The sequence below is a fragment of the Micromonospora sp. WMMB482 genome, assembly GCF_019038635.1.
In the GTDB taxonomy this organism is placed as follows: Bacteria; Actinomycetota; Actinomycetes; order Mycobacteriales; family Micromonosporaceae; genus Micromonospora; species Micromonospora marina.
Genome location: NZ_JAHOPD010000020.1, coordinates 2,584,146 through 2,600,341, shown reverse-complemented (window position 1 = coordinate 2,600,341; position 16,196 = coordinate 2,584,146). Strand labels below are relative to the sequence as shown.

Here is a 16,196-nt window from a genome sequence, read left to right as displayed (position 1 = left end):
CCCCACCCGGCTCGCGGCGCTGGCCGGACCGCCTATCCTCGGCGGAAGGAATGGGGAGGATCCGTGGTGCACGAGAACGACGACCGGGCCCACGTACCGGGCCGACCGCAGGTGCCGCAGCGGGAAGTCGAGCCGCTCTGGCCGCCGGAGGAGACCGACGCGGCGGCCACGGTCCCGCCGTGGGCGTCGGTGCCCTGGCCGCTCCCGCAGGCCGATGCTCCCACGCCGGCGGCGGACGTTCCGGCGTCCCAGGCGCCGGCGGTCGACCTGGACCTGCCGTTCACGCTCGACCAGGCGTCGTCCGGCCCGTCACCGGCGCGGCCGGGACCGGCGGCGTCCGGCTCACCGGCGATGTCCGGTGCCCCGGCCGGGCCTGTTTCGCCGGCCGCCACGCCGGTGCACCCGCCCTCGTCCGCGTCGTCGGCGGCACCCGCCCCGGCGACCACGCCCGCCCCCGGCACGCCCGCCGCCCGGGGAACGGCCGGCGCAGACGACGACGGCACCGGGAACGGCCGGGCCACCTCGCCGTGGGCACAGCCGCCGCAGCGGGCCGGGTCGGACCCCGCCGCCACCCCCGACCCCGCCGACGCCACGGCTCCGCCGTCCGAGGCAGCGGGGGCCGACGCCATCGCGTCCGGCCGGGCCACCGTGACACCGCCCCCGCCGCCTGACGCCCTCCCCGCCGACGGCACCGCCGCAGGCCGGGCCACCGTCGCCGGCTCGCCGGCCCAGCCGGTGTCCGGCACGGGACCGGCAGGGCCGGACGCGTCCGAGCAGACGCCCCGCCTCGGGCCGTTCCCGCCGTCGCCGGGCGTGCCGGCGCAGCCGTCCCCGTACGGCAACGGCTACCCGCCGCCCGGCTACCAGCCGCAGCCCGGCCAGGCCGGGTACCAGCCGCAGCCCGGTCAGCCCGGCTGGTACCCGCCGCCCGGCTGGACACCCCAGGCCGGGGCGCCGCAGCCCGGCGGCCCGCTGCCCCCGCAGGCGCCGGTATCCGGCCCGGTGGTGCCGCCACCGCCGCCTCAGCCCGGAGCGCCCCACCCGGAACAGGGCTGGATGCCTCAGCAGGCGGTACCCCCGACCGCCGAGGACTTCGCCCGCCGCCGCCAGGCCCGGCCGGTCGACCCGGTGGCCACCATGGGCGTACGCGCGGTGGTCAACAAGATCGGGCTGGTCCGGCTCGCGCCCGGGCGGCACGAGCAGGAGATGAAGCGCGACATCGAGATGGTCCGCCGCAACTTCGGTGGCCTGCGCCAGGTGACGGTGGTCAACCCGAAGGGCGGCGCCGGCAAGACGGTGGCGATCCTGCTGCTCGCCATGACGTTCGGCCAGAAGCGCGGCGGATACGTGCTGGCCTGGGACAACAACGAGACCCAGGGCACCCTCGGCATGCGGGCACAGCAGGACTTCCACGCCCGTACGGTGCGGGACATGCTGCGGGACCTGGCCCAGTTCCAGGGCCCGCACGGCCGGGTGGGCGACCTGTCGCAGTACGTCCGCTCGCAGGGCGAGGGCATGTTCGACGTGCTGGCCTCGGACGAGTCCGCGACCGGCGGCGAGATGCTCACCGCCGCTGCGTTCGCGGAGATCCGTGAGGTGGTCAGCCGGTTCTACAAGCTGATCTTCGTGGACACCGGGAACAACGTCCGGGCACAGAACTGGCAGGCCGCGATGGACGCCACCGACCAGCTCGTGGTGACCATGTCGGCCCGTAACGACTCGGCCGAGACCGCCGCCCGGATGCTCGACCACCTGGAGCAGAGCGGCCGGCAGCGGCTGGTCCGGCAGGCGGTCACAGTGGTCTCGATGCCGCCGTCGCGCAAGGAGATCGACCTGCCCGCGATCCAGGCTCACTTCGCGGCGCGGACCCGGGCGGTGCTGCTGGCACCGTACGAGCGGCTCATCGACACCGGCGAGCCGCTGCGGTACGGGCAGCTCTCCTCCGCCACCCGGGACGCCTGGCTGAAGATCGCCGCGTCGGTGGCGGAAGGGCTGTAGGACGGGCGCGACGGCCGGCGCCCGGGTCGGGACCGGCCGTCGCGGCAGTGGTCAGTCGCTGGAGAGCGCGTCTCCGGCGGCCGGGTCGCAGTCGCGGAGGAACTGGGCGCACCGGGCCGCCTCGTCCGCCTCGCCGATCTCTCCCGCGGCGCGGGACAGCACGTAGAGGCAGCGGAGGAAGCCCCGGTTGGGCTTGTGCGACCAGGGCACCGGGCCGTGGCCCTTCCAGCCGCTGCGGCGCAGCTGGTCGAGGCCCCGGTGGTAGCCGGTGCGGGCGTACGCGTACGCCGTGACGACCTGACCCGCGGCGAGCGCGCGGCCGGCCAGCGCGGCCCAGGCCGCACTGTAGGTCGGGAATCGGGCCGCGACCTCGGCATACGCCTCGTCGGTGCCCTGCTCGGCCGCCGCCAGCGCGGCGTCGGCCTCCTCGTGGACCGGGAGCAGGGTGGCCGGTGGCTCAGGCAACAGGTTCTGCATCGCCCCATTCAACCCGCTTCGCCCTCGGGTACGCGAGGGGCCTCGCCCGTACGGTTGACTGAACGGCTGAGGGTTTCGTCACGCCTGCGGCGGGAGCACACGTACCCGCGGCCCATGCCGCCGCCGTGGTTCTTGCACTACAAATACAGATCCGGAGCCTCCCCAGGACCCGGTTACGCAGGAGCCCGGCGGCGTGCCCGCCGGGCTCCTGTCGTTCCCCGCCCCGGTTTCGGCACTTGCCGTGCGGGGGCAGGATGGCCTGGTGCCGACCCCACCACCCGCGGACGTCATCGAGCCGCACGCGCCCCACGTCAACGAGATCGAGACCCGCACCGCGTTCGAGCAGCGGCTGGCCGGGGGAACCCTGGCCGGTCTGACCGTGCAGGGCCTGCGCCTCGACCTCGACCCGGTTCCCGACCTGCGCGACATCGACGTCACCGGCACGCTCTTCGTGGGCTGCCGCTTCGCCGGTCGCGAGGTGGGCGCGGACCTGGTCCGCCGGGGCGCCAACGTGGTCCCGCCGTTCTCCGGGCTGCCCTACCCGACCCAGCCGTCGCACCTCTACACCGCCGACGAACTGGCCGCCGGGTTCGCCGAGGGCGGGTTCGCCGAGATGTACGACACCCGGGTGTACGCGCACTTCCGGGCGCACGGCGGCGCGCTGCCGGACGTACGCGAGGCGCTCGGGCAGCGACTGCACGACCACGGCGTGGACAACGCCCTGGCCGACGCCACCCGGTCGTGGCTGGCCACGCACGGGCCGCAGTCGGTGGTGGGGGTGATGGGCGGGCACGCGGTACCGCGCGGCAGCGTCGCGTACCGGATGGCCGCCGTGCTGGGCTGGGAGCTGGCGCGGGCCGACCGCCTGGTGGTGACCGGCGGCGGTCCGGGCGTGATGGAGGCGGCGAACCTCGGCGCGTTCCTCGCGGCCTGGCCGGCCGAGGAGCTGTCCGCCGCGATCGACGTGCTCGCCGTCGCACCGGACTTCACCGACCACGACCGGTACACGGCGGCGGCGCTGGCGGTGCGCAAGCGGTACGCGGACGGCCCGTCGCTGCCCTCGCCCCGCCCGTCGGCGCCCGGCACCGACTGGGCCCGGTCCGGCGGGCTGGCCATCCCCACCTGGCTGTACGGCCACGAGCCGGCGAACCTGTTCGCGGGCCGGATCGCGAAGTACTTCTCCAACGCCATCCGGGAGGACACGATCCTGCGGCTGGCCCGGGGCGGGATCGTGTTCGCGCCCGGCAAGGCCGGCACCGTGCAGGAGGTGTTCCAGGCGGCCACCAAGACGTTCTACGGCACCGACGGGGCGAGTGGGGCGTACGTCTTCCTGGACCGCACGTACTGGACCACGGAGCTGCCGGTGGAGTCGCTGCTGCGGCCGCTGTTCGCCGCGTCGCCGTTCGGCGACCTGTCGCACACGATCCACCTGACCGACGACGTCCGCGAGGCCGTCACGCTGCTGGTGCGGTGAAAGGAAGGGCCCCTTATTAACGCCTCCGGTAGAGGAAGGGCCCCTTGTTAACGCCGAGCGTTAACAAGGGGCCCTTCCTTACACGCGGGGGTCACTTCATGGTGGTGCCGGTGGAGCGCAGGTGCTCACAGGCCTCGACCACGCGGGCAGCCATGCCGGCCTCGGCGGCCTTGCCCCAGACGCGCGGGTCGTACATCTTCTTGTTGCCGACCTCGCCGTCGACCTTCAGCACGCCGTCGTAGTTGCGGAACATGTGGTCCGCGACCGGGCGGGTGAACGTGTACTGGGTGTCGGTGTCGATGTTCATCTTCACCACGCCGTAGTCGAGCGCCTCCCGGATCTCCGACAGCAGCGAGCCGGAGCCGCCGTGGAAGACCAGGCTGAGCGGCTTGTCCTTGCCGTACTTGGCGCCGACCGCGTCCTGGATCTGCTTGAGCACCTCGGGGCGCAGCTTGACGTTGCCCGGCTTGTAGACGCCGTGCACGTTGCCGAAGGTCAGCGCCGCCATGTAGCGGCCCTTCTCGCCCAGGCCGAGCGCGTCGACCATGGCCAGGCCGTCGTCGACGGTGGTGTAGAGCTTGTCGTTGATGGCGTTCTCGACGCCGTCCTCCTCGCCGCCGACGACGCCGACCTCGATCTCCAGGACGATCTTGCCCTTGGCGGCCTCGGTCAGCAGCTGCTCGGCGATCTCCAGGTTCTCCGCCACCGGCACGGCCGAGCCGTCCCACATGTGCGACTGGAACAGCGGCTCCTGGCCGGCCTTGACGCGCTCCTGCGAGATGGCCATCAGCGGCCGGACGAACTTGTCCAGCTTGTCCTTCGGGCAGTGGTCGGTGTGCAGCGCGATGTTGACCGGGTACTTCTTGGCGACCTCGTGCGCGTACGCGGCGAACGCCACGGCGCCGGTCACCATGTCCTTCACGGACGGGCCGGACAGGTATTCCGCGCCGCCGGTGGAGACCTGGATGATGCCGTCGCTCTCCGCATCGGCGAAGCCCTTGAGCGCCGCGTTCAGCGTCTGCGAGGAGGTCACGTTGATCGCGGGGTACGCGTACCGGCCGGCCTTGGCCCGGTCCAGCATCTCCGCGTAAGCCTCGGGGGAAGCGATGGGCATGTCGAACGCTCCTTACTTACCGCTCTCGGCCGTGCAGGCCGCTGTCTTCCATGGGCGCGACCGTTCCGGTCGCTCACGTCCACGGTTGCGCCGGACCGCGCTGTCCACCGCGGGCAGTATCCCGCAGGAGCGCGAGCGAGGCACAACCGGCCCGGACGCCGCTCACCGATTCTCCAGCCGGTCCGGTACGACGACGCTGATCAGCCAGCTCACCACCGCGACCACGATGGCGCCCCAGAATGCGGCCCAGAAGCCGTCCACGTGGAACGGGAGCTTCAGCACCCCGGCGATCCAGTCGGTCAGCAGGAACAGCAGCGCGTTCACCACGAGCGCGAACAGGCCGAGCGTGAGCAGGTAGAACACGCAGCCGAACACCTTGATGAGCGGCTTGAGCACCGCGTTGACCACACCGAAGACCAGTGCCACCACGATCAGGGTGAGCACGGTGCTGCCGGTGTTGCGGCCGCTCACCTCCACCCCGGGCACGATCAGCGTCGCGATCCACAACGCGACCGCGGTGATCCCGAGTCGGATCAGGAAGCCCATGGCAACCATCCTGGCACCGGCCGTGCGCCCGGAGCGGGACAATCGCCGACTCCGCCGTTCCGCCCGCCACCCAGCGGCGGCCGGGAGCAGCCCGTACGGTGGTGGGGACGATGCCCGCACGGAGAACAGGGAGGGACGATGGGTCAGCCCGACGAGGACTTCGCCCCCAGTGACCACCTCGCCCCGGAGGAGCGGGATCTGGAGGCCGAGCCGGCCGACGCGGTCGAGCAGGCCACCACGGTGACCGACGAGACCGACGGCGAGCCGCACCGGGGCATGGAGGTCGACGACTGGGACGCCATGGAGCAGGCCCGCGTCGTCACCGCCGACGAGGACGACTACCGCTGACCCGGCACCCGGTCACCGCAGGGCGGTGACCCGGTCCGGGTGTTCTGCGGCCCACTGCGCCAGCCGGTCCGTGCGTAACGCGTCCAGGAACCCGGGGGTGAGTTCCGGGTCCGGCTCGAACCCGCGACCGTTCCCCTCGGCAAGCACCGGAAAGGCGAGCGCGACCGGCTCGGCGGCGGCTGCGCTGCCGCTCGCGGCCACCAGCGCCGGCAGCGACAGGTCGCCGGTGTCGGCCGTGACGGCCGGTCCGATCCGCAGGAGCAGCCGGCCGAGCTGCGCCGGATCGGTCACCGTCCCCTGCTTCCGGAGCTGGTGGAGCAGGCCTGCGGCGTAACGCGCCGCGTTCCGGTCCCGGTCCAGCCCGCCGTCGCGCAGGCCGTACCGCTGCCGCAGCAGATCCACCGCCGCTGCGCCGTCGAGCTGCTGGCATCCGGCCGGGAAACGCCGCTCGGTGTGCACCGAACGCACCGGCGCCGGCAGGCAGACCGGCACACCGCCGACCGCGTCGGTCAGCTCACTCGCCCCGGGGTACGTCAGCACCGCGCCGGCGTCGACGCGTACCCCGGTCAGCCGGGCGACCGCCTCGCGGGTCGCCCGGTAGCCGGCGGCCAGGTCGGTGCCCGACCCGGCGGCGCGGGAGAACGTCGCGTTGAGCTTCTCCGTCCCGCCCTGCGACGGCACCGCCACCAGCAGGTCACGCGAGAGCGACACGAGGTAGAGCCGGCTCCGGTCGGCCGGCAGGTGCACCAGCAGGACCGAGTCGGCGCGCCGGCTGCCGGCCGACTGGTCGACGCCGAGCAGCAGCAGGTTCAGCGCGCCGGTGGGCTCCGGCACCGGTGTGGGAAGCGCGGGCGCCGCCGTCGGCACCGGCGGCCGGGGCGCCATCACTGTGAAACCGACGAGGGCGACGGCCGCGACCGCCAGCGCCGCGCCGGCCAGGCGTACGCGCCGACGCCGCCGACGGCGAATGGTCACCGCCCGGTCGACGGCGGCCCGCACCGGGCCGACGGGCGGGGTCGACTCCTCGATGTGGGCGAACGCGGCCCGCAGCTCGTCCTCGATCATCAGCAGACCTCCACGAGTTCGGCTCGGAGCGTGGCCAGCGCGCGCGAGATGCTGGACCGGACGGTGCCGACGGCGCAGCCGAGGATTTCGGCGATCTCCCCGTCCGGCAGGTCCTCGTAGTACCGCAGCACGAGTGCGGCGCGCTGCCGCCGGGGCAGCCGGGACAGCCAGGACCGGATCTGGTCCCGGTCCACGGCGGACTGGGCGTGGTCCGTCGGCGCGGGCACCGACTCGTCCGCCTCACCGCGCAGCAGCACCCGCCGCGCCCACGATCCGCGCCGCCAGTCGATGAACTGGTTGGTGAGCATCCGGCGCACGTACCGCTCCGGGGCGTCGGTGCGGGCCACCCGCCGCCAGTTGAGCTGGACCCGGACCATCGTCTCCTGCACCAGGTCCTGCGCCTGGTGGGGATCCCCGGTCAGCATGACCGCGTACCGCAGCAGGGCGCCCAACCGCGCGTCGGCGAACTCCTCGTACGTCACTGCACCTCCCGGTGTCCCGATCCATGGACGGTCCCGGGCGGCCGGAACATTGCGGCGCGGGCCGGGCTCCCCGGAAACCCCCACGACAGAAACCAGAAAAAGACGAGATCATCGACGGGTGCTGCTGACCCTGACCACGACCCACCGCCCGGCGACCGACCTCGGCCACCTCCTGGTGAAGCATCCGGACCGCGTGCAGAGCTTCGACCTGCCCGCCGGTGCCGCGCATGTGTTCTACCCGGAGGCGGACGAGGCGCGCTGCACGGCGGCGCTGCTGGTCGAGGTCGATCCGCTCAAGCTGGGCGGCGGCCGGAAAAGCCGGGCGCCGGAGGGCTTCGCGCTCGGGCAGTACGTCAACGACCGTCCGTACGCCGCCTCCAGCCTGCTCTCGTCGGCGCTGGCGAAGGTGTTCCGCTCCGCACTGCGCGGCGAGTCGCGGGACCGTCCCGGGCTGGCCGCGAGCGCGATCCCGCTGACCGTACGGGTGCCGGTGCTGCGCTGCCGTGGCGGGGCCGAGCTGGCGGTACGGATCTTCGCCCCGCTGGGCTGGACCGTGACGGCCACCCCGGTCCCGCTCGACGAGACGTACCCGGAATGGGGTGACAGCCGGTACGTCGACCTGACGCTGACCGGCACGCTGCGGCTCGCGGACGCCCTCAACCACCTGTACGTGCTGCTGCCGGTGCTCGACGACGCCAAGCACTACTGGGTGGCGCCGGACGAGGTGGACAAGCTGCTGCGCGCCGGTGCCGGCTGGCTGGCCGGTCATCCGGAGCGGGGCCTGATCACGCGCCGCTACCTGGCGCACCGCCGCGCGCTCGCGGGCGAGGCGATGGCCCGCCTGACCGAGCTGCGGCTGGCCGACGAGCCGCCCGCCGACGACAGCATCGAGACCGCGACCGGAGAAGCCGCGGCGGCGGAGGACGTCCGCCGGGCCTCGCTGGCGGTACGGCGGCGGGAGGCGGTGCTCGGCGCGCTGCGGGACAGCGGCGCGAGCCGGGTGCTGGACCTGGGCTGCGGTGGCGGCGCGCTGCTCACCGCGCTCGTCGCCGACCGGCGGTTCACCGAGGTGGTGGGCGTCGACGTGTCGGACCGGTCGCTCGGCCTGGCCGCCCGGCGGCTGCGCCTGGACCGCCTTCCGGAGCGGCAGCGGGACCGGATCCGGCTGTGGCAGTCCGCGCTCACCTACCGGGACGACCGGCTCCGGGGGTACGACGCGGCGGTGCTGATGGAGGTCGTCGAGCACCTCGATCCGCCGCGCCTGCCGGCGCTGGAGGACGCGGTGTTCGGTCACGCCCGGCCCGGCACGGTGGTGGTGACCACCCCGAACGTCGAGTACAACGTGCGCTACGAGGGGCTCGGGCCGGACCGGTTCCGGCACGCGGACCACCGGTTCGAGTGGACCCGGGCCGAGTTCGCCGCCTGGGTGGACCGGGTGGCGGCGGCGCACGGCTACACGGCGGTGCTCGGCGGCGTCGGCGACGACGACCCGGAGGTGGGCACGCCGACCCAGATGGCGGTGCTCACCCGCGCCGACCGAGACGAGCGCGCGGGCCGCGACGAACGGCGCGACCGGAACGACAGCAACGACCGGAAGGAGGCGACTGACCGATGACCGTCCTGGACATCCCCGAGCTGGCACTGGTGGCGCTCGTCGGCGTCTCCGGCTCCGGCAAGTCCACGTTCGCCCGGCGGCACTTCGCGCCCAGCCAGGTGCTCTCCTCGGACACGTTCCGCGGCCTGGTGGCCGACGACGAGAACGACCAGTCCGCGTCCGCCGACGCGTTCGACGCGCTGCACCACGTCGCCGCCATCCGGCTGCGGCGGGGACTGCTGACTGTGGTCGACGCGACGAACCTCCAGCCGCACGCCCGCGCCGGGCTGATCCGGGTGGCCCGGGAGCACGACGTGCTGCCGGTGGCGATCGTGCTGGACGTGCCGGAGGCGGTGGCCTGGGAGCGTACGGAGGCGCGCGCCGACCGGACGCACGGCCGTCAGGTGCTGGGCCGGATGCGCCGCGACCTGCGGCAGTCGTACGGGCGGCTGGCCCGCGAGGGCTTCCGCAAGGTGCACGTGCTGCGCGGGGTGGAGGAGATCGACGCCGCGGAGATCCGCTACGAGAAGCTGTTCAACGACCGGCGCGAGCTGACCGGTCCGTTCGACGTGGTCGGGGACGTGCACGGCTGCCGTACCGAGCTGGAGGCGCTGCTGTCCCGGCTCGGCTACGTGCTGCGGCACGACGACGCGGGCCGCCCGGTGGACGCGGCGCACCCGTCGGGGCGTACCGCGGTGTTCGTCGGTGACCTGGTGGACCGCGGCCCGGACTCGCCCGGCGTGCTCCGCCTGGTGATGGGCATGGTGGCGGCCGGCCACGCGATCTGCGTGCCGGGCAACCACGAGCAGAAGCTGCTGCGCAAGCTGCGCGGCCGGGACGTCCGGCTGACCCACGGCCTGGCCGAGACGATGGAGCAGCTCGCCGACGAGCCGCCGGAGTTCGTCGCCGAGGTGGAGACGTTCATCGACGGCCTGGTCAGCCACTTCGTGCTCGACGGCGGCCGGCTCGTGGTGGCGCACGCCGGCCTGAAGGAGGCGTACCACGGGCGGGCGTCCGGCCGGGTGCGGTCGTTCGCGCTCTACGGCGAGACCACCGGCGAGACCGACGAGTACGGCCTGCCGGTGCGCTACCCGTGGGCGCGGGACTACCGGGGTTCGGCGACGGTCGTGTACGGGCACACGCCGACGCCCGAGCCGGAGTGGGTGAACAACACCATCTGCCTGGACACCGGTTGCGTGTTCGGCGGGCAGCTCACCGCGCTGCGCTACCCGGAGAAGGAGCTGGTGGCCGTTCCGGCGGTGAAGGAGTGGTACGCCCCGGCCCGCCCGCTGGGCCCGGTCGCGCCGGCGCGGCCGGACGCCGTGCTGGACCTGGCCGACGTGACCGGGCGACGGCACCTCACCCACGCGTACGGGTCGCTGACGGTCCCGGCCGAGAACGCCGCCGCCGCGCTGGAGGTGATGAGCCGGTTCGCGGTCGACCCGGGCCGGCTGGTGTGGCTGCCGCCGACCATGGCGCCCTGCTCCACGTCGTCAGTGGACGGGTTCCTGGAGCACCCGGCCGAGGCCTTCGCCGACTACCGGGCGGCCGGCGTCGACCGGGTGGTCTGCGAGGAGAAGCACATGGGCTCGCGGGCGGTGGTGCTCGTGGAGCGGGAGCCGGGCCGCTTCGGCGGCGGGGTGGTGCACACCCGTACCGGCAGGCCGTTCTTCGATCCGCCGCTGCACGACGAGTTGCTGGCCCGGGTGCGCGCCGCGGTCACCACGGCCGGCCTCTGGGCCGAGCTGGACACCGACTGGCTGTTGCTCGACGCCGAGCTGCTGCCCTGGTCGGCGAAGGCGGGCGGGCTGATCCGCGAGCAGTACGCCGGGGTCGGCGCGGCCGGGCGGGCCGCGTTGCCGCCGGTGCTCGCCGCGCTGGACACCGCTGCCGGGCGCGGGCTGCCGGTGGCCGGGCTGCGCGACCGGATGGCGGGGCGGGCCGCAGAGGTCACCGCCTACTCGGCGGCCTACCGGGCGTACGTCCGGCCGACCGACGGGCTGCGCGGGGTGACGCTGGCGCCGTTCGCGGTGCTGGCCGGGGCCGGGGTGAGCTACGCCGGCCGCGACCACGGCTGGCACCTGGCGCTGGCCGACCGGCTCTGCGCCGCCGACCCGGAGTTCTTCACGGAGACCCGGCGGCGGGTGGTGGACCTGGCCGACGAGTCGGCGGTGGCCGACGCCACCGGGTGGTGGCTGGCGCTCACCGCGGCCGGCGGCGAGGGCATGGTGGTCAAGCCGTACGCGGGCCTGGCCGCCCGGTCACCGAGGGGCTCGCTGCTCCAGCCGGGGATCAAGTGCCGGGGGCGGGAGTACCTGCGGATCATCTACGGTCCCGGGTACACCGACCCGGCGCAGCTCGCCGCGTTGCGCCGCCGGTCGCTGGGCCGCAAGCGCGGGATGGCGCTGCGGGAGCACGGCCTGGGCCTGGCCGCTCTGGACGCGCTGGCCGAGGACGCGCCGCTCTGGCGCCGCCACGAGCTGGTGTTCGCGATCCTCGCCTGCGAGTCCGAACCGGTCGACCCCCGCCTCTGACGACGACGCCCGGTCCGGCCGAAATGCCGGACCGGGCCGGGGTACCGTGTGTGGCCGTGAACACAGCAGAGAAGACCCGGATGTTCTCCGAGAGCGTGGCGCTGAACCCGCTCGATCCGAAGGATCTCATCCACACCTTCGGCATGATCGGCGTCTGGGTGATCCTCTTCGCCGAGACCGGGCTGCTCGTCGGCTTCTTCTTCCCCGGCGACTCGCTGCTGTTCCTGGCCGGGGTGGCCGCCTCTCCGGTGGCCGACGCCATCTTCGGCGACGGCACCCGTGTGTCCCTGATCGGGCTGATGATCGGCGGTCCGCTCTGCGCCATCGTCGGCGCCCAGCTCGGGCACTGGCTCGGCGCCCGGTACGGCCGGCGCATGTTCGAGAGGCCCAACTCCCGGCTGTTCAAGCGGGAGTACGTGGAGAAGGCGGAGTACTACTTCCAGAAGTTCGGCCCGGCGAAGGCCGTGGTGCTGGCCCGGTTCATCCCGATCGTGCGGACGTTCCTCAACCCGGTCGCCGGGGTGCTCGGCATGCCGGCGCGCCGGTTCTTCGTGTGGAACGTGGTGGGCGCGGTCCTCTGGGTGGACGGCATCCTGCTGGTCGGCTATCTGCTGGCCCGCCAGATCTACGACGCCATCGGCGACAAGATCGACAGGTACATCCTGCCGGTGGTCGCGCTGATCATCGTGATCTCGGTGATGCCGATCTTCTTCGAGTTCCTGCGCGACCGGCGGGCACGCAAGCGCGGCGAGGCGGTCGCCGTCATCACCGCGGCGACGTTGACCGGCACTGTGGAGGCGGCCCGGGAGGGCATCGAGGAGCACCGCCCCGGGCACGGCGACGGTGGTCAGCACCGGCGCTGAGCACGTACGGACGCCGAAGGCCGGCCCTCGGACGAGGACCGGCCTTCGACAGCACTGCTCCAGCCGGGTCACACGGACGACGACAGCCGTCACCGTGCGCTGATGGCGCCACCCCTCGCACGCCACCGGTCACCCGGCCGGGACGACCCTCGGTCGGGTCGGCCCGAAGGTTTCAGCGAGCCTTCTTGGTGGCCCGCTTCCGCGGCGGGGTGAGCAGATCCGCGATCGTGGCGATCGCGGACGGCACCAGCCGGTAGTACGCCCAGACCCCGCGCTTCTCCCGCTCCAGCAAGCCGGCCTCGGTGAGGATTCGCAGGTGGTGGCTGACCGTCGGCTGCGAGAGGCCGAGCGGCGCGGTGAGGTCACACACGCACGCCTCCCCCTCGGGAGCCGACTGGATCAGGCTGAGCAGCCGCAGCCGGGCGGGGTCCGCGAGGGCCTTGAGGACCCCCGCAAGCCGCTCGGCGTCGGCGCGTTCGATCGGCTCGCCAGCAAGCGGCGAGATCTGAGGCATGGTCATTTCAGCCAACGCAGTTCCCACGTATTCCATCCTTCCACCAGCAGCATCGATCCGCCTGCATATCAGCAGATCCGAATCGGCAAACTTTTACGCCACAAGGCCGAGGTCAGCCAACGTATAGGCCGCCCGATAGGGCAATCCGGCGGCTCGCACCGTGTCGCCGGCACCTCGATCAACAATAACCGCCACACCCACCACCTCGGCCCCTGCCTCACGCAATGCCTCGACCGCCGTCAACACGCTTCCACCGGTGGTGGAGGTGTCCTCGACCGCGAGCACCCGTCGCCCGGAGACGTCCGGCCCCTCGATCCGGCGCTGGAGACCGTGGGCTTTGCCCTCCTTGCGGACCACGAAGGCGTCGACCGCGCGGCCGGTGCCCGCCGAGGCGTGCAGCATGGCGGCGGCCACCGGATCGGCGCCCAGGGTCAGCCCACCGACCGCGTCGTACGCCCAGTCGGCGGTGAGGTCACGCATGACCCGGCCGATCAACGGAGCCGCCTCGTGATGGAGCGTGACGCGGCGCAGATCCACGTACCAGTCCGCCTCGCGGCCCGACGAGAGCACCACCCGGCCGTGCACCACAGCGAGGTCAGTGATGAATTTGCGCAGGTCGTCGTGGTCGCCCATGGCCCAAGAGCGTACTTCGCGAGTCTGAGAGCCGTGTCTCGGGTCGGCCCTGGTCAACCCTGCGGGCGACCGGCGGGTGGCGATGAGCGGCTACGCTGTGCGACCGTCCATCCCGGCCGGCCGCCGTACCGGCCCGCGTACCGGCCGCCGCCGGTCAGCCGCGCTGCCGGCCGACCGCACCCCGGGTGTCCCGCCGGAAGCCGCGCAGCAGGCGCTTCGGCGCGTACCGCAGCCCGGCCACCGCCACCTTGTACTTCCAGTCCGGGACACTCACGAACTTACCTTTATACAGGTCAATAAGCCCTTCGGCGACCACATCGTCGGCTCGTAGCCAGGCCCAGGCGGGCAGGCGCGACATGTCGATGCCCGCGCGTTCGTGGTTTCCGGTCCGGGTGTAGCCGGGGCAGAGGGCCATCACGCGTACGCCGAGCGGCGCGACGGACTGGCCGATCGATTCACTGAAATTCGTCACCCACGCCTTGCTGGCCGAGTACGTGGATCCCGGCATGGGGACGCCGAAGCCCGCAACGGAAGAGACATTTATCACTGCCCCGTGGCCTCGCTCGATCATCGGGCCGAGGGCGGCGTGGGTCAGACGCAGCACCGCGAGCACGTTGAGCCGGACCAGCCGCGCCTCGTCCGCCACCGGCGAGCGGACGAACGACGTGTTCAGGCTGATGCCGGCGTTGTTGACGAGCAACTCGATCGGCGTACCGGCGGTCAGCCGCCGTTCGACCGCCGCGCAGCCGTCCTCCGTGGACAGGTCGGCGGCGATCGTCTCCGCGTCGCCGCCGTGCCGGCCGGTCAGCTCGGCCGCCAGCGCGTCGAGCCGGGCGGCGTCCCGGGCCACCAGGACGAGATCCCAGCCGTCGGCGGCGAGCCGGCGCGCGAACGCCTCGCCGATGCCCAGGCTGGCGCCGGTGACCAGGGCGCGGCGCCGGGAGGGGTCGGTGTCACCGGTCATCGACGGTCCTCCGGAGGTGGCGGGAACCCACCCGGCGGCGGCGCGGGCGGGACGGACGGGGGCGGGTTCAGGCCGGGTGGCGGTCCCCAGGGCGTCGGGCCGGGGGCGGTCGCGCCGGACACGGTCGAGCCGTAGCCGGACAGCCGCAGCGGAGCGGTGCGGCGGCGCAGGAACGCGCCGGACGACGGCAGCGTGAGCAGCGCGGCGACCACCAGATAGCCGAGGATCTGCGCCACCGACAGCGTGGCGTTCACCGGGATCCACCACGACGGGTAGGCGTCGCCGACGAGCCCCAGCAGGTCGGCGGTGATCCGGTCGTCCGCGCCGAGCCGCAGCGGGGCGGCCCGCTGGCCGACCAGCACGGCCAGCCCGCAGCAACCGCAGAGCAGGCCCGTCCCGGCGACCACCCACGTCGCCGTGCGGGCGCCGGACCGGCCGGCGAGCAGACCGAACGCGAGCCCGACGAGCAGCAGCGCGGCGAGTACGCCGAGCACGGCGGCCAGCACTGTGGAGCCGCGCAGCAGACCGGCCACCTGGTCGATGTCGCCGCCGCCGGCACCGGTCCGCTGCGCCGCCGCATCCCGGAACCGGTCCACCGTGCCGCCGCTGACGGCCAGGTTGACCACCGCGTACGCCACGGCGCCGACCGCCATCACCAGCAGCAGCGCCGCCGCGGAGAGGACCGTGGCCGGCCGGCGGGGTGCGGCCCGATCGGGGTACGACACGACTGATCCCTCCGGTAGGCGTCGGCTTGCAACCTACTCGGAGGGATCGTCGGCGTCGCTGCAATCCGGACGTCAACTTCCGGATGGCGGCTCCGGATCGCGGCGCTCACCCGGCTGGTCGCCCGGCGCGGACGACGGCTGACCACCCGGCGCGGACGGCGGCTGACCGCCGGGCGTCGACGGCGGAGTGCCGGGCGTCTGCGGGTACGACGGGTACGCCGGATCCCCCGCCTGGCCCGGGTGCGACGGGTACGCCGGGTAGGCGCCACCGGGCACCGGCGGCTCCCAGCCGGCCTTGGGCTTGCGGAAGAACTCGTTCGACTTCGGCAGCGCCAGCAGGATCAGCGCGGCCAGCAGGGCGAGCAGCGCGACCAGACCCAGCAGCAGGTTGACCGGGGTGTACCAGGACGGCAGCGCGTCCTCCATCCGGCGCTGGATCTCCTCGGAGCTGGGCACGTCACCGGTGCCGCCGCCGCCCGTCATGCCGCCGGCGAGACCGCTCAGCAGCCCACCGCCGGTGCAGCAGAACAGGATGCCGCCCAGCACCCAGGTGGTGATCCGGGAGCCGTTCTTGCCCCGGTTGTTCAGCAGCGCGAGGACGACGAGCCCGGCCGCGATCAGCAGCGACGCGACCGCCGTGACGAGGCTGAACGCGTACGCGATGTCGGCGGCCCCCTCGGCCGAGGTGCCCGCGTACGCCTCGGTGAGAACGTCGCGGATCGTGCCGACGACTGTCAGCGCCACGATCAGGTTCAGCACCTGGATCACGGCGACGAGGATGAGCAGCCAACTGGAGAGCGTCACCACACCGGGACGCGTGCGGGGCGGGGTGCCCGGAGCATCGACCATGATTCTCCCTTCCTGG

The 16,196-nt window shown here is 73.4% G+C and carries 16 protein-coding genes; 6 read left to right on the top strand and 10 right to left on the bottom strand.

Annotated elements, in window-relative coordinates; genetic code table 11:
- Positions 1–63: 63 nt before the first annotated feature.
- Positions 64–1,998: a chromosome partitioning protein gene (locus KSK32_RS13205; protein ID WP_216931496.1), complete on the top strand. Its 1,935-nt coding sequence runs from the start codon at positions 64–66 to the stop codon at positions 1,996–1,998.
- Between the two features lie 51 nt (positions 1,999–2,049).
- Here KSK32_RS13205 and KSK32_RS13200 read toward each other — a convergent pair whose 3' ends face one another.
- Positions 2,050–2,475 carry a DUF3151 domain-containing protein gene (locus KSK32_RS13200; protein WP_216931495.1) on the bottom strand — a complete coding sequence of 142 codons (426 nt, stop codon included), beginning with the start codon at positions 2,473–2,475 and terminating at the stop codon, positions 2,050–2,052.
- 262 nt (positions 2,476–2,737) lie between these two features.
- Here KSK32_RS13200 and KSK32_RS13195 point away from each other — a divergent pair, with 262 nt between their 5' ends.
- Entirely contained in the window at positions 2,738–3,949 is a 1,212-nt protein-coding gene (locus KSK32_RS13195) for an LOG family protein (protein ID WP_216931494.1), read from the top strand.
- Between the two features lie 91 nt (positions 3,950–4,040).
- On the opposite strand, the gene fbaA is transcribed toward KSK32_RS13195, so the two are convergent.
- Both fbaA and KSK32_RS13185 read right to left on the bottom strand, forming a co-directional pair.
- Entirely contained in the window at positions 4,041–5,063 is a 1,023-nt protein-coding gene (fbaA, locus tag KSK32_RS13190) for a class II fructose-bisphosphate aldolase (RefSeq protein ID WP_216931493.1), read from the bottom strand.
- A 162-nt stretch (positions 5,064–5,225) separates the two neighbouring features.
- Positions 5,226–5,609, bottom strand: a complete 384-nt coding sequence (locus KSK32_RS13185) for a phage holin family protein (RefSeq protein ID WP_018785498.1) — start codon at positions 5,607–5,609, stop codon at positions 5,226–5,228.
- A 138-nt stretch (positions 5,610–5,747) separates the two neighbouring features.
- Here KSK32_RS13185 and KSK32_RS13180 point away from each other — a divergent pair, with 138 nt between their 5' ends.
- Positions 5,748–5,957: a hypothetical protein gene (locus KSK32_RS13180; protein ID WP_120572362.1), complete on the top strand. Its 210-nt coding sequence runs from the start codon at positions 5,748–5,750 to the stop codon at positions 5,955–5,957.
- A gap of 12 nt (positions 5,958–5,969) precedes the next feature.
- Here KSK32_RS13180 and KSK32_RS13175 read toward each other — a convergent pair whose 3' ends face one another.
- Together KSK32_RS13175 and KSK32_RS13170 are read right to left on the bottom strand one after the other, a co-directional pair.
- Complete coding sequence (locus KSK32_RS13175) at positions 5,970–7,022, bottom strand: LCP family protein (RefSeq protein WP_216931492.1); 1,053 nt, start codon at positions 7,020–7,022, stop codon at positions 5,970–5,972.
- Positions 7,022–7,504, bottom strand: coding sequence for a SigE family RNA polymerase sigma factor (locus tag KSK32_RS13170; protein ID WP_216931491.1), 483 nt, complete (start codon positions 7,502–7,504; stop codon positions 7,022–7,024). Before KSK32_RS13170 ends, KSK32_RS13175 begins: the two co-directional genes overlap by 1 nt.
- A gap of 118 nt (positions 7,505–7,622) precedes the next feature.
- Between KSK32_RS13170 and KSK32_RS13165 the strand changes: the two genes are divergently transcribed.
- Genes KSK32_RS13165 through KSK32_RS13155 form a run of 3 tightly spaced genes read left to right on the top strand, consistent with a single transcriptional unit; the run spans position 7,623 to position 12,495 of the window.
- Entirely contained in the window at positions 7,623–9,119 is a 1,497-nt protein-coding gene (locus KSK32_RS13165; RefSeq protein ID WP_216931490.1) for a 3' terminal RNA ribose 2'-O-methyltransferase Hen1, read from the top strand.
- Positions 9,116–11,632 carry a polynucleotide kinase-phosphatase gene (locus KSK32_RS13160; RefSeq protein ID WP_216931489.1) on the top strand — a complete coding sequence of 839 codons (2,517 nt, stop codon included), beginning with the start codon at positions 9,116–9,118 and terminating at the stop codon, positions 11,630–11,632. Before KSK32_RS13165 ends, KSK32_RS13160 begins: the two co-directional genes overlap by 4 nt.
- Before the next feature lie 23 nt (positions 11,633–11,655).
- Positions 11,656–12,495, top strand: coding sequence for a DedA family protein (locus KSK32_RS13155; RefSeq protein ID WP_216931488.1), 840 nt, complete (start codon positions 11,656–11,658; stop codon positions 12,493–12,495).
- Positions 12,496–12,667: 172 nt separating this feature from the next.
- Here KSK32_RS13155 and KSK32_RS13150 read toward each other — a convergent pair whose 3' ends face one another.
- The 5 genes from KSK32_RS13150 to KSK32_RS13130 form a co-directional block, all read right to left on the bottom strand.
- Positions 12,668–13,045 (bottom strand): helix-turn-helix transcriptional regulator, encoded by a 378-nt coding sequence (locus tag KSK32_RS13150; RefSeq protein ID WP_007454255.1) that lies wholly within the window; start codon positions 13,043–13,045, stop codon positions 12,668–12,670.
- A gap of 57 nt (positions 13,046–13,102) precedes the next feature.
- The gene (gene pyrE, locus KSK32_RS13145) at positions 13,103–13,642 is read right to left on the bottom strand and encodes an orotate phosphoribosyltransferase (RefSeq protein WP_091413808.1); all 540 of its coding nucleotides are present in this window, start codon (positions 13,640–13,642) and stop codon (positions 13,103–13,105) included.
- A gap of 154 nt (positions 13,643–13,796) precedes the next feature.
- Positions 13,797–14,606: an SDR family oxidoreductase gene (locus KSK32_RS13140; RefSeq protein ID WP_216931487.1), complete on the bottom strand. Its 810-nt coding sequence runs from the start codon at positions 14,604–14,606 to the stop codon at positions 13,797–13,799.
- The gene (locus KSK32_RS13135; protein WP_216931486.1) at positions 14,603–15,331 is read right to left on the bottom strand and encodes a hypothetical protein; all 729 of its coding nucleotides are present in this window, start codon (positions 15,329–15,331) and stop codon (positions 14,603–14,605) included. Before KSK32_RS13135 ends, KSK32_RS13140 begins: the two co-directional genes overlap by 4 nt.
- A 72-nt stretch (positions 15,332–15,403) precedes the next feature.
- On the bottom strand, positions 15,404–16,180 hold the full coding sequence (locus KSK32_RS13130; protein WP_216931485.1) for a hypothetical protein: 777 nt from the start codon (positions 16,178–16,180) through the stop codon (positions 15,404–15,406).
- Positions 16,181–16,196: the final 16 nt, after the last annotated feature.